Annotated in this window: 10 protein-coding genes; 9 read left to right on the top strand and 1 reads right to left on the bottom strand. The window is 65.1% G+C overall.

The window, feature by feature from the left end:
* Window positions 1-7: 7 nt before the first annotated feature.
* From ACFFP0_RS07810 to ACFFP0_RS07775, 8 genes are all read left to right on the top strand, one after another.
* The gene (locus tag ACFFP0_RS07810) at window positions 8-793 is read left to right on the top strand and encodes a helix-turn-helix transcriptional regulator (protein ID WP_377258517.1); all 786 of its coding nucleotides are present in this window, start codon (window positions 8-10) and stop codon (window positions 791-793) included.
* Window positions 794-823: 30 nt separating this feature from the next.
* Window positions 824-1552: an SDR family oxidoreductase gene (locus ACFFP0_RS07805; protein WP_377258513.1), complete on the top strand. Its 729-nt coding sequence runs from the start codon at window positions 824-826 to the stop codon at window positions 1550-1552.
* A 168-nt stretch (window positions 1553-1720) separates the two neighbouring features.
* Window positions 1721-2572, top strand: coding sequence for a p-hydroxycinnamoyl CoA hydratase/lyase (locus ACFFP0_RS07800; protein WP_377258510.1), 852 nt, complete (start codon window positions 1721-1723; stop codon window positions 2570-2572).
* Between the two features lie 12 nt (window positions 2573-2584).
* Window positions 2585-4717 (top strand): acetate--CoA ligase family protein, encoded by a 2133-nt coding sequence (locus ACFFP0_RS07795; RefSeq protein WP_377258507.1) that lies wholly within the window; start codon window positions 2585-2587, stop codon window positions 4715-4717.
* Between the two features lie 210 nt (window positions 4718-4927).
* Entirely contained in the window at window positions 4928-6370 is a 1443-nt protein-coding gene (locus tag ACFFP0_RS07790) for an NAD-dependent succinate-semialdehyde dehydrogenase (protein WP_377258504.1), read from the top strand.
* Window positions 6371-6399: 29 nt separating this feature from the next.
* Window positions 6400-7242, top strand: a complete 843-nt coding sequence (locus tag ACFFP0_RS07785) for a p-hydroxycinnamoyl CoA hydratase/lyase (protein WP_377258501.1) — start codon at window positions 6400-6402, stop codon at window positions 7240-7242.
* A gap of 200 nt (window positions 7243-7442) precedes the next feature.
* Complete coding sequence (locus ACFFP0_RS07780; RefSeq protein ID WP_377258498.1) at window positions 7443-8597, top strand: acyl-CoA dehydrogenase family protein; 1155 nt, start codon at window positions 7443-7445, stop codon at window positions 8595-8597.
* Window positions 8598-8607: 10 nt separating this feature from the next.
* Window positions 8608-9810, top strand: coding sequence for an acyl-CoA dehydrogenase family protein (locus tag ACFFP0_RS07775; RefSeq protein WP_377258495.1), 1203 nt, complete (start codon window positions 8608-8610; stop codon window positions 9808-9810).
* Window positions 9811-9846: 36 nt separating this feature from the next.
* On the opposite strand, the gene ACFFP0_RS07770 is transcribed toward ACFFP0_RS07775, so the two are convergent.
* Window positions 9847-10317 (bottom strand): VOC family protein, encoded by a 471-nt coding sequence (locus tag ACFFP0_RS07770; RefSeq protein WP_377258492.1) that lies wholly within the window; start codon window positions 10315-10317, stop codon window positions 9847-9849.
* A gap of 348 nt (window positions 10318-10665) precedes the next feature.
* On the opposite strand from ACFFP0_RS07770, the gene ACFFP0_RS07765 reads away from it, so the two are divergent.
* Window positions 10666-13026 carry a xanthine dehydrogenase family protein molybdopterin-binding subunit gene (locus ACFFP0_RS07765; protein ID WP_377258489.1) on the top strand — a complete coding sequence of 787 codons (2361 nt, stop codon included), beginning with the start codon at window positions 10666-10668 and terminating at the stop codon, window positions 13024-13026.
* Window positions 13027-13036: the final 10 nt, after the last annotated feature.

Genomic DNA, 13036 nt, shown 5'->3' with positions numbered 1-13036 from the left:
GGCGCCCATGCCTGACGCGAACGCCGTGGCGGCGATCGCCACCCTGGTGGGCGAGGTCGGCGAGCCGGCCTTTCCCGAGACGTTCCTGGGAACCCTGCGCACGCTCGCCGGCACCGATTTCTGTTCCGCCTTCCAGGCGGAGGAGGACGGCTCGCTCACATATCTGTTCGCCTGCGGTTACCATTCGACGATCCCCGGCTTTGCGGAACGCGCCTCGCTCGACTATGCGCACCGTTACTGGCAGCGCGACCGGGTGACGCGGCAGGTGCTGAATGGCGGTTCCGGCCATCCCAAGGTGCAGGTGGTGCGGCAGGCCTGGAACGGTATCCGCGACCCGGAATACCGCCGCGACTGCTACGAGCGCGCCCATGTGCTCGAACGCCTGACGATCTATCATGCGGACGAGCCGCGGATATTCGCAAGCCTCTACCGGACGCGCGAAAGCGGGCCTTTCCCGCTTGCCGCCGTCGAGCGGATCGAGACCATCGCGCCGCTGCTGATGGCGGTCGTCGTCAAGCATGTACGCCTGCAGGGGCGGCCGCAGACGCAGCCGCTGCATCCGCCGGTCCACGAGATCGCCGGGCGGCTCCTGCAGGCGGGTTATGCGCTGTCCGGCCGCGAGGCCGAGGTTTCCGCAGGCCTGCTGCTCGGCCGCACGCACCGGGAGATTTCCGAAAAGGTCGGGCTCGCGCTGTCGAGCATCGTGACCTATCGCCAGCGTGCCTATCGCAAGCTCGGAGTGAGCGATCGGCGGGGGCTGGAAGCGCTTTACGAGGGCATTTCACGCAACTGAACGGGTTGTTCTTCAAGGGAGGATATTCGGATGATTTCCATCAGGGACCGCATCGCCGTCATCACCGGCGCGAGCTCGGGCATCGGCTGGGGCATCGCCAGGGCGATCGCGGCGGAAGGCGCGATTGCCGTGCTCGCCGCCCGCAGCGCCGACAAGCTGGAAAAACTCGCGGCCGAGATCGAGGCGGATGGCGGCCGTGCATTCGTCGTGCCGACGGATGTCACCGACGAGGCGCAGGTCGAGGAACTCTTCGCCAGGGTGAAGGAAAGATACGGCCGGCTCGACATCCTGGTGAACAATGCCGGCATCGCCGATCACACCGCGACAGAGAAGCTCACCAATGCGCGCTGGCACGAAGTGATCGCCGCGAACCTGCATTCGGTCTTCTATTGCTCCCGCGCCGCCTTCACCGTGATGATCGGGCAAAAACGCGGCCGCATCATCAACATGGGCAGCCTCTCCTCGAAGGTGCCGCGCCCCCATACCGCCGCCTATACGGCAAGCAAGTTCGCGCTCGAAGGCCTCACCCGCTCGCTTGCCGTCGATGGCCGCGAACACGGCATTGCCGTCTCGATGGTGCATCCGGGTTCGACGGTCAGCTCGCTGGTCCCCGGCATTACCGACCAGGTCCGCCCCGCCACGATGATGCCGCTCGACGTGGCGCGGATCGTCGTGCTGATGGCGACCCTGCCGGATGACGTGAACCTTTACGAGAGCATCATCCTGCCGGTGGAAATGCCGTTCCTCGGGCGCGGTTGAGGCGCATGCCACCGGAAAACCGGAGCCGGTTTCGGGATAACGGCGCGTATGAAAAAGCATTTGTCCCGCAACCTGGCAGGGGCTTTCCTGACGCAAAGGCCGAAACAGAAAGCTGCTTGACGCATATTCGGGTCCCTGATATCTATCCGTCAACAGGGAGAAATTGCCATGGAAAATCAGACCGAATCCACCGAACCCCGGAAGTGGGGCGACTATGTCACCGTGGAATTCGACGAGGGGATCGCCTGGGTTACCCTCAACCGCCCGAAGCAGCGCAACGCGATCAACCCCGGCATCGTCTGGGAGATGAACGCGATCATGGACGCGCTGGAAGAGGACGAGCGCTGCAGGGTGATGGTGGTCACGGGGGCAGGCGAATCCTTCTCCGCCGGCATGGACCTCAAGGAATATTTCCGCGCCACCGACAAGGTGCCGCCGATCCAGCGCGAACGGCTCTTCCGGGCGAATGCCGCATGGCAGTGGCGCCGGATGATGTATTACCCCAAGCCGACCATCTCCATGGTCAACGGCTGGTGCTTCGGCGGCGCCTTCCAGTTCCTGGTCGGCTGCGACCTCGCGATTGCATCCGAAGACGCGGTCTTCGGCCTTTCGGAAATCAACTGGGGCATCATCCCGGCCGGCATCGTCACCAAGTCGGTGCTAGAAACGATGAGCTTCCGCGACGCCATGTACTACATCATGACCGGCGAGACGTTTAACGGCAAGCAGGCCGCCGAGATGAAGCTGGTCAACAAGGCGGTCGCGCCGGACGAGCTGAGGGAAGAGACCCGCAAGCTCGCCCGGACGCTGATCGGCAAGAACCCCTTCGTGCTGCGCCAGGCCAAGACCGCCTGCCGCTTCACCCGCGACATGAGCTGGGAACAGGCCGGCGAGTACCTGATGGCGAAGTCCGACCAGACGGAACTGCGCGACCCCGAGAACGGCCGGAATGTCGGCATGAGCCAGTTCCTGGACGAGAAGTCGTTCCGTCCGGGCCTCGGCGCATACCGCCGCGACTAGAAGTGACCCGTCATGGCTGACACGATGACCACCATGTCTTCCGATACCCCCAGGACGTTCGACCTCGACCGCCTGCTGCGCCCCCGATCCATCGCGATCGTGGGCGCATCGCCGGATCGTGCCTCGATCGGCGGCGGCGTGCTGGCGAACCTCGAACTCTTCCAGTATTCCGGCGACCTGCATCTCGTCAGCCGCTCGCGCGACGAGATCAATGGCCGGCCTTGCGTGAAGACGATCGGCGACCTGCCGAAGGGCGTCGACGTGGTGATCCTCATCGTGCCGCAGGCGGCAATCGGGGAATCGGTCACCGCCTGCATCGAGCGCGAAGTAGCGGGCGTTATCGTCTATTCGTCGGGTTTTGCGGAAGCCGGCGAGGAGGGCCGCCAGCAGCAGGACGAGCTTGCCGGGATCTGCCGCAACGCAGGCATCGCCATGCTCGGCCCCAACTGCATGGGCTATACGAACTATGTCGACGGCATTCCGCTCACCTTCGAGCCCGTCGATCTGCGCGGTGTCGGCGAGCGCTCGCGCGTTGCGATCGTCGCCCAGAGCGGCGCCACGGCCGCCAATATCCGCTTCGCCATGCATTCCCGAGAGATCGCGGTCTCCTATGTCATCGCCACCGGCAACGAGGCGGTACTGGCTGCGGAAGACCTGATCGCATGGCTGATCGAGGACAAGCACAACGCGGTCGTCGCCGTCTATGTGGAGCAGGTCAAGAATCCGCAGAAGTTCCTGTCCGTCGCGCGGCGCGCCCGCGAACTCGGCAAGCCGATCGTCATGCTGCATCCGGGTTCCAGCGAGCGCGGCAAAGAGGCGGCCCAGTCCCATACCGGCGCGCTTGCCGGCGACCATGCCACCATGCAGGCCGCTGTCCGCAACGAAGCGGTCGCGCTGGTCGAGACGACCGACGAGCTCTTCGACGTCGCCGCCATCCTCGCCCGTTATCCCCTGCCGCCGCGGGGCGAGGCCGGCATCGTCACCAATTCGGGTGCGATCCGCGGCCTCTGCTTCGATTTCTGCGAACGGGTCGGCCTGCCAATCGCGACGCTTTCGCCGGAAGTGCGCGAAGAGCTGACCTCGCTCGTGCCGCCCTACGTGCATGTCGACAACCCGTTCGACATCGGCACGACCGGTTTTGCCAATCCCGGTATTTTCGGCACGTCCACGGCCGCCATGCTGAAGGACCCGAATGTCGGCATCGTGTTTCTTTCGCATGCCGGCGGCTCGCCGTCGATGCAGATCAAGAAGTCGGATGCGATCATTCCCGTCGCCGCGACGGCCGAAAAACCGGTCATCCTCAACATCATCGGCGACGACTATCCGCTCGATCCGACTTTCATGAAGGCGGTGCGCGACAGCGGCATTCCGTTCTTCCGCTCGCCGGAACGCGCCATGCGCGCCATGGCCGTCGTCATGAATTATGCGGCCGCACTCGCCGCCACCCGCGACCGTGCTGCGGAAGGCGCGCGCCTGAGATATACTCCGGCCGCCGGTCTCGTACCCGAATATGAGGGCAAGCAAATCCTTGCCGATCTCGGCATCCGGATTCCCAAGGGGGCGCTTGCGAGAACCGCCGACGAAGCGGTGAAGATCGCCGCGGAAATCGGCTATCCCGTCGTCATAAAGGCGCAGGCAGCCGAGCTCGCCCACAAGAGCGATGTCGGCGGCGTCATCGTCAACCTCGCGGACGAGACGGCCGTGCGCGCCGCGCATGAAGAGATGTATGCCAATATCGCCACCCACAAGCCGGGTCTCGCGCTCGACGGCTTACTAATCGAAGGCATGGCGCGGCAGGGGCTGGAAATGGTGGTCGGCGCCAAGCGCGACCAGTGGGGTCCGACGGTTCTCGTAGGCTTGGGCGGCGTCTGGATCGAGGCGCTGGCGGACGCCCGCCTGCTGCCGGCCGATATCAGCCGCGAACGGGCAATCGAGGAAATCCGCAAGCTCAAGGCCGCCAAACTGCTCGGTCCCTTCCGCGGCCAGCCGGCCCGCGACGTGGAGGCGATCGCCGACGTGGTGGTGAAGCTCGGCGCGCTGATGCGCTCGACGCCTGAGATTGTCGAAGTCGATATCAACCCGCTGGTTGTCTATGGCGAGGGGGACGGGGTTCTGGCCCTGGACGCGTTATTCGTGGTGCGGTGAGGGCGCAAGCCCTCGTTGAGATTTCGGGGTGCCGCCCCCTCATCCGCCTGCCGGCGCCTTCTCCCCGCCGGGAGAAGGGAAGGGCCGCAACGTTGCTGTTCCCCTCTCCCCTTGGGGAGAGGGTGGCGGAGAGGGTGGCGGAGCGGAGGCCGGGTGAGGGGCAGCATCCGCCGTTCCGTCCAATAGTCCGTCACGAGGGAGGAAGCCGTGATGCAGACCAAATCCTATGGTGAACTGAAGCTCTTCATCGATGGCGAATGGATCGGCCCGGAAGGCCGCGTCACCGAAGACGTCATCAACCCCGCGACCGGAGAGCTGATCGGCGCCTTGCCGCATGCGACGGCGGAGGATCTGGACCGGGCGGTGGCCGCCGCCTCCCGCGCCTTCAGGACCTGGCGCAGCACCACGGCCTATGACCGCGCAAGGATCATCCGCAAGGCGGCCGATATTCTCCGCGAGCGCGCCGCCGACATCGGCCGGCGCATGGTGCTCGACCAGGGCAAGCCCGTCGGCGAGGCCATCCCGGAAGTCCATATCTCGGCCGATATCCTCGACTGGACCGCCGACGAGGGCCGCCGGACCTATGGCCGCGTCATTCCCTCCCGCCTGCCGGGCGCCCGCTGGTTCGTGGCCAAGGAGCCAGTCGGCCCGGTCGCGGGCTTCACGCCCTGGAACTTTCCGGGTGTCATTCCGGCCCGCAAGATTTCCGCGGCGCTCGCGACCGGCTGCACCATGGTCATCAAGCCTTCCGAGGAGACGCCGTCGACGGTGCTGGAAATCGCCCGAGCCCTGCAGGATGCGGGCCTGCCGAACGGCGTGCTGAACGTCGTGCACGGCAGGCCGGCGGAGGTTTCCGAACACCTGATCGCCTCGGAAGGCATCCGCAAGATCACCTTCACCGGCTCGACCAATGTCGGCAGGCAGCTCGCCGTGCTTGCCGCCCAGGCGGGCGTCAAGCGCGCCACGATGGAACTCGGCGGCCATGCGCCGGTGCTGATCTTCGAGGATGCCGATATCGACCATGCCGTTCAGGTGATGGTGCACGCGAAATACCGCAATGCCGGTCAGGTCTGCATCTCGCCGACCCGTTTCTACGTGCATGACAGCGTCCACGACAAGTTCGTCGACGGTTTCGCCAGGGCGGCGGCGGCGCTGAAGGTCGGTGACGGCCTCGACCCGGAGAGCCAGATGGGGCCGCTCGCCAACAGCCGCCGTGTACCCGCCATGGAGCGCATGGTGGCCGACGCCGTGAGCCGCGGCGCGAGGATCGCGGCCGGCGGCGAGCGCGGCGGCAATCGCGGCTACTTCTTCCAGCCGACGGTTCTCGCCGACGTGCCGCAGGACGCGATCATCATGAACGAGGAGCCCTTCGGCCCGGTCGCCGTCACCGCCCGCTTCTCCACCTTCGAGGAGGCGATCGAACAGGCGAACCGCCTCCCCTATGGCCTTGCATCCTACGCCTTCACCCAATCAGCGAAGACCGCGACCATGGTCAGCGACGCGATCGAAGCCGGCATGGTCGGCATCAACAACAATGCGATCTCCATGACCGAAAGCCCCTTCGGCGGTGTCAAGCAGAGCGGTTACGGCTCCGAAGGGGGTTCAGAAGGCATGGAAGCCTATCTCGTCACCAAGTTCACCAGCCAGTTATAAGGCGCGAGCGCCTTTTTAGGAGAGACACGATGGCCATAGAAGCGAGCGATATCGGCGGCGAAAACGTCAAGGTCGAGTTCGAGGACGGCATCGCCTGGGTGAAGCTGAACCGCCCGGACAAGCGCAACGCCATGAGCGTCGGGCTGGCCGAGGACATGATCCGTGTGCTCGACGAACTGGAAGTCGACGACCGCGCCGGCGTCGTCATCCTGACCGGCGAAGGCGAGGCCTTCTCCGCCGGCATGGACCTCAAGGATTTCTTCCGCGCCACCGACGGCGTTTCGGACGTGAAGCGCATGCGCGCCTACCGCTCGACCCGCGCCTGGCAATGGCGTTTGTTGATGCACTACGCCAAGCCGACCATCGCCATGGTCAACGGCTGGTGTTTTGGTGGCGCGTTCACGCCGCTGATCTGCTGCGACCTGGCGATTGCCTCCGAAGACGCGGTCTTCGGCCTGTCGGAAATCAACTGGGGCGTCATCCCCGGCGGTGTCGTTTCCAAGGCGATCTCGACGCTGATGAACGACCGCAAGGCCATGTACTACGTGATGACCGGCGAGAAATTCGGCGGCAGGATGGCCGAGCAACTCGGCCTGGTGAATGAGGCGGTGCCGGCCGACAAGCTTCGCGAACGCACCGTCGAGATCGCCCGCGTGCTCCTCGAAAAGAACCCGACCGTGCTGCGTCAGGCCCGCATGGCCTACAAGTATGTGCGCAAGATGACCTGGGAAGAGTCGGCCGAATACCTCACTGCCAAGGCCGACCAGACGACATTCGTGGACCCGGAAAAGGGCCGCGAGAAAGGACTGTCGCAGTTCCTCGACACGAAGACCTACCGCCCGGGGCATGGGGCCTACAAGCGGGAGGAGTAGGCACCTCCCCTCGTTAAAAGTATGCGCCAAGCGGCCCCTCATCCGCCTGCCGGCACCTTCTCCCCGCTGGGGAGAAGGGGATATGCGGCGACGCTGCTATTCCCTCCTCTCCCCCTGGGGAGAGGGTGGCCGAGCGGAGCGGAGGCCGGGTGAGGGGACGGCACCCGCGACCTCGATATATTTAACCGCGAGACCCGACCATGGACCTCAACTATTCGGACGAGCAACTCCTCTTGAAGGAAAGCGCCGAGCGTTTCCTCAAGGGCCGCTACGACTTCGAGAAGCGGGTGAAGATCCTCGACTCCGGTGACGGCTTCGATGCCGCAATCTGGGCGGAAATGGCCGATCTCGGCTGGCTGGCGCTGCCGTTTGCCGAAGAGAACGGCGGGCTTGGCGGCGGGGCAGTCGAAATCTCGCTGATCATGGAGGCGATCGGCCGGGCGCTGGTGGTCGAGCCCTATCTCGCGTCCGTCATCCTCGCCGGCAGCCTTGTCGAGAAGCTCGGCACCGGGAAACAGAAGGCGGAAATCCTCGGAAACCTGATCGCCGGCACATCACGGCCGGCGCTGGCGCATTCGGAAAGACAGACCGGCTTCGACCTCGGCGACATTTCCGCCACCGCCATGAAGAGCGGCGCGGGCTACAGCCTTTCCGGCCAGAAACCGCTCGTCCTCGGCGGGCCGTTTGCCGATATCTTCCTCGTCTCGGCAAAGCTGGATGACAAAATCCGGCTGTTCGCCGTTCCGGGGGAAACGGCCGGCCTGACCCGGAAAACCGTCAGGCTGGTGGATGGCAGCCGGGCCTGCGACCTCTCTTTATATAATGTATCCGTACCGGCCTCCGCGCTGCTCGATGCCGGCGACACGCTTGCCGAAATCGAGGCGGCCCATGACCGCGCCAATGCGGCGCTCGCCTCAGAAGCGGTCGGCATCATGGATGCGCTGATGGATGCGACGGTCGCCTATACCAAGGAACGCGTGCAGTTCGGCAAGCCGCTCGCCGCCTTCCAGGCGCTGCAGCACCGCATGGCCGAGATGGCGGTGAAATGCCAGGAGGCGCGCGCCTCCGCCCTGCTCGCCACGCTTTCCGTCGATGCCTCCCGGGCGATGCGCATCCGCGGCGTCTCCGGCGCCCGCGCCAAGATCGGCAAGGTTTCGCGTGTCGTTGCGCAGGAGGCGATCCAGTTGCACGGCGCCATGGGATTTTCCGAGGAAATGCCGGTCGGCGCCTGGTTCCGCCGGCTCTACGCGATCGAAAACACCTTCGGCACCACTGCCGACCACCTGAAGCGCTACGGCGAGGTCATCGGCGATCCCGCCGTGCTGTCCGGCAGCCTGCTGCGCGAACCCGTTTAAGGAGAAGGCCATGGATCTGTTGATGACAGAAGACGAGATCCGCTTCCGCGACGAGGTGCGGGCGTTTCTCGAAACCCATCTGGACGACAGCCTGAAGCGCGCCGAACGGCTGAATCCAAGTTTTCTTGCCGATCCGGATATCGGGCTCAAATGGCAGGCCAAGCTCAACGGGAAGGGCTGGGTCGCACCCTCCTGGCCGAGGCAATATGGCGGCACCGGCTGGACGCTCGCCGAGCGCTACATTTTCGACCAGGAGTGCGAAGGGGCCGGCGAGCCGCATTTCCGCGGCGCCTCGATCAAGATGATCGCGCCGGTGCTGATGCGCTACGGCACCGACGAACAGAAGGCTTTCTACCTTCCGCGCATCCTTGATGGCGAAGATGTCTGGGCGCAGGGTTATTCCGAACCCGGCTCCGGCTCCGATCTCGCTTCGCTCAAGACCAAGGCGGTGCTGGAGGGCGACCACTATGTCGTCAACGGCTCGAAGATCTGGTCGACGCTGGCGCATCACGCCACCCGCATGTTCGCGCTGGTGCGCACCGCCGACACGGGCAGGAAGCAGGAAGGCATCACCTTCATCCTGATCGACCTGAAATCGCCCGGCGTCACCATCCGGCCGATCCGCTCGATCTGCGGCACGCATGAATTCAACCAGGTCTTCTTCGACGACGTGAAGGTGCCGGTCTCCGACCGCATCGGCGCGGAAGGCGAAGGCTGGGACATCGCCAAGTACCTGCTCGAATTCGAGCGCGGCGGAGCCTTCGCCGGTGGCGTGCTGCGCGCCATGCTGACCCGCCTCCACCGGCTCGCCTCCGAGCCGTTGCCGGACGGGCGCAAGATGATCGACGATCCGCTGTTTGTGGCCCGCTTCGCCGAGATCGCCACGGATGTCGATGCCAACGACATGCTGGAGCTTGCCGCTATGTCCAAGGTGCAAGCCGGCGGCAATCCGGGCTCGGTGCCTTCCTCCACCATGAAGATCGAGCGGAGCCGCATCCGCCAGTCGATCGCCGAACTCGCCGCCTCGATCCTCGGTCCGGACGCGCTGCGCTGGGAAGAGCACCGGCCGTTGCACGAATTGCCGGAAGAGAGCGAGATCGACGAGGAGCGCAAGGTCGCCTCCGCCGTCTATTTCAATTCCCGCTCCCAGAGCATTTTCGGCGGCAGCAACGAGATCCAGCTGGAGATCATCGCCAGGACGCTGCTTCGGTGAAAAGGCGGCGGGATGGCGCCCTCCCCTCCCTTTCGCTCAGCCGCGCGCTGCCGCCTCCAGGGCGGCGATGTCGAACTTCACCATCCTCAGCATGGCCTCGGTGACACGTTTTGCCTTGGCGCGGTCCGGCTCGTTCATCAGTTCGCCGAGCCGCTTCGGCGTGATCTGCCAGGAGAGGCCCCAGCGGTCCTTGAGCCAGCCGCATTGTTCCGTCGAACCGCCCTCCTTCAGCGCGTCCCACAGGCGGTCGATCTCTTCCTGCGTCTCGCATTCGACGATGATCGAGAAAGCGTGGTTGAACGGGTCGAGCGGCCCCGCCTCGATCGCCATGTAACGCTGGTCGCCGAGAGTGAACCCCGCAAGCTTCACGCTGCCGGCCGGCCCGCTCGGGGTGTCGGCGGGTATGGCCGAAACCCAGCCGACCGACGAACCCGGGATCAGCGACGTATAGAAGCGGATGGCGGATTCCATGTCCTTTTCGAACCAGAGATGCTGCGTCACCTTCATCGTATGTTCCTTTCCTTCGGGATTGCCCCTCCTCTGAATAAGACGGGGCTCTCGATCCAAGGACGAAACGGCCTCGATGTTCCCGACAGGGGAGACGAAAAAATCGCATGGCGATCCCAATGCCGGAGGCGGCGTGCCGCGAATTCCCCTCCCCTGGGAAATCCGGCCCGGATCGCTCCGGGCCTTCCTTCCTCCGTTCAGGAATTCCCGTCCAGGCTCGATTTTCAACATTGACGGATATAATATGTCTATTATGAATTAGCTTGCACTCCGCGTCATAACGGCCCAAAGCCGCAGGCGGAATGCCGTCGGCCGGCATCCGCGGACGGTGCGAAAGGGAGGAACGGCATGATCGGTGAAGACGTCAGGCGCAAGGAAGACCTCCGGTTGATCACCGGCAAGGGTGAATATGCCGACGACCTGAAGTTCGAAAATGCGGCCTATGCCGCTTTCGTCCGCTCGCCGCATGCGCATGCGATCATCCGCAGCATCGATACATCCGCCACCCTCGAAATGCCGGGCGTGCTGGCGGTGCTGACCGGCGAGGACATCGTGGCGGCCGGCATCAGGCCCATCCCGCATGCGATCGGCAGTTCGCAGTCCGGCTCGGATATCCGCATCAGGAACCGCGACGGCACGGAGCGCGCCCGCACCCATCACCGGGCCTTGCCGACCGACAAGGCCCGTTTCGTCGGCGAGGCGGTCGCCATGGTTGTCGCCGAATCCACCAATCTCGCCAAGGACGCGGCAGAAGCGGTGATGGTCGACTGGGAGGAACTGCCCTCCGTGGTGCGCGGCATCGACGCGCTGGAAGAAGGCGCGCCGCAGATATGGGATCACGTCCCCGGCAACAGAGCGCTGGGCGGCGAGGTGGGCGACAGGGACGGCGTGGACGCCGCCTTCGCGGGTGCCGCGCATGTCGTGGAATTCGAAAGCTGGGTGCAGCGCGTGACCGGCGTGCACATGGAACCGCGCTCGTCGTCGGCCGAATACGATCCGGCAACCGGCAGGTTCACGATCCACGCCTCCGGCGGCCATGGCGTGGTGATGATGCGCGAGCAGATCGCCGCGTCGCTCGGCGTCGACATGGCCTTTGTCCGCGTCGTCGCACCGCGCGATGTCGGCGGCAATTTCGGCACGCGCAACGCCACCTATCCGGAATTCGTGCTGCTGCCCCATGCCGCCAGGCTGGTCGGCCGGCCGGTCAAACATCAGGCGGAGCGCATCGAGGCGTTCCTTTCCGATTTCCAGGGCCGCGACCTGCATGTGCGGGCGAAGCTCGCGCTCGACGGGAATGGCAGGTTCCTCGCCTTCCGCTCGATCAATATCAGCAATATCGGCGCCCATACGGTCTCCTACACGCCCCTCAACAAGGGCCTGCAGCTGATGACCAGCCTCTACCGGGTGCCCGTTGCGCATGTGGAATTCCTCGCGGCGATGACCAATACCGTGCCGACCATTCCCTATCGCAGCGCCGGCCGGCCGGAAGCGATGTACATCGTCGAGCGGATGATCGACCTCGCCGCCCGCAGGTTCGGCTTCGACCGGGTGGAACTGCGCCGCATCAACATGATCCCCGAGCAGGAATGTCCCTATACCAATCCGCTCGGCGTCGCCTATGACAACGGCGACTACATCGGCTGCATGGACAAGGTGCTCGACATGGCCGACTGGACCGGTTTCGAGGCCCGCCGCGCCGAGGCCCGCAGCCGCGGCAGATATCGCGGCATCGGCCTCTCCAATTATATCGAGGGCACCAGCGGCGTGCCGCGCGAGCGCGCCGAGATCACCGTCGATCCGGCTTCCGGCACCGTCGACGTCGTCATCGGCACGCAGAACACGGGTCAGGGCCACGAGACGGCCTTCGCCCAGCTCGTCGGCTCCTTCCTTGGCATTCCCCATGAGAACGTGCAGATCCGCGCCAGCGACACGGATTTCGTCTCCGCCGGCGGCGGCTCGCATTCCGGCCGGTCGCTCCGTTTCTCCTCGATCGTCATGCACAAGGCGACCGCGGAGATCATCGAGCGCGGCAGGAAGATCGCCGCCTTCATGCTCGATGGGAAGCCGGAAGAGGTCGACTATGCCGAAGGCCATTTTCGCGCCCGCGGCTCCAATGGTGTCGTGAGCCTGTTCGAGGCGGCGGACGCCGCCGAAAAGGGGATCGGCCTGCCGGACGAGCTGCAGGGCGTGCTGGCGGCGATTGCCGACGAGACGACCCACGGGCTTGCCTATCCCTACGGCGCCGCGGTCTGCGAGATCGAAATCGATCCGGAAACCGGCTCCTGCCATATCCCGCGTTACTCGACGGTGGACGACGTCGGCAAGGCGCTGAACCCGATGATCGTCGACGGCCAGACCCATGGCGGCATCGTGCAGGGCGCCGGCCAGGCGCTGTTCGAGTGGTCGCATTACGACCGCGAGACCGGCCAGAACCTCGCCGCCACCTTCATGGATTACCAGGTGGCGCGCGCCTCGGACTTCCCGAGCTTCGACACCCATATCAGCGAAGTGCCGGCGAAAAGCCATCCGCTCGGGTTTCGCCCGGGCGGGGAAGGCGGCACCACGCCGTCACTCGGCGTGACCGTCAACGCGATCGCCGATGCGCTCGCCGATCTCGGCGTCACCCATATCGAAATGCCGGTCACGCCTTTCCGCATCTGGCAGGCGATCCAGCAGGCGAAATCCGACCGGCAGGGGGAAATCCAATGAGGAGGAAGAG

Source organism: Neorhizobium puerariae, assembly GCF_042429745.1.
GTDB classification, from domain to species: Bacteria; Pseudomonadota; Alphaproteobacteria; order Rhizobiales; family Rhizobiaceae; genus Neorhizobium; species Neorhizobium puerariae.
The sequence above is the reverse complement of the archived record's forward strand: the minus strand, read 5'-3'. Positions and strand labels throughout refer to the sequence as shown.

Coding starts and splice junctions, on each gene's coding strand:
- ACFFP0_RS07765 (WP_377258489.1), top strand. CDS start 10,666: ATGATCGGTGAAGACGTCAGGCGCAAGGAAGACCTCCGGTTGATCACC.
- ACFFP0_RS07790 (WP_377258504.1), top strand. CDS start 4,928: ATGCAGACCAAATCCTATGGTGAACTGAAGCTCTTCATCGATGGCGAA.
- ACFFP0_RS07810 (WP_377258517.1), top strand. CDS start 8: ATGCCTGACGCGAACGCCGTGGCGGCGATCGCCACCCTGGTGGGCGAG.
- ACFFP0_RS07780 (WP_377258498.1), top strand. CDS start 7,443: ATGGACCTCAACTATTCGGACGAGCAACTCCTCTTGAAGGAAAGCGCC.
- ACFFP0_RS07770 (WP_377258492.1), bottom strand. CDS start 10,317: ATGAAGGTGACGCAGCATCTCTGGTTCGAAAAGGACATGGAATCCGCC.
- ACFFP0_RS07805 (WP_377258513.1), top strand. CDS start 824: ATGATTTCCATCAGGGACCGCATCGCCGTCATCACCGGCGCGAGCTCG.
- ACFFP0_RS07795 (WP_377258507.1), top strand. CDS start 2,585: ATGGCTGACACGATGACCACCATGTCTTCCGATACCCCCAGGACGTTC.
- ACFFP0_RS07775 (WP_377258495.1), top strand. CDS start 8,608: ATGGATCTGTTGATGACAGAAGACGAGATCCGCTTCCGCGACGAGGTG.
- ACFFP0_RS07785 (WP_377258501.1), top strand. CDS start 6,400: ATGGCCATAGAAGCGAGCGATATCGGCGGCGAAAACGTCAAGGTCGAG.
- ACFFP0_RS07800 (WP_377258510.1), top strand. CDS start 1,721: ATGGAAAATCAGACCGAATCCACCGAACCCCGGAAGTGGGGCGACTAT.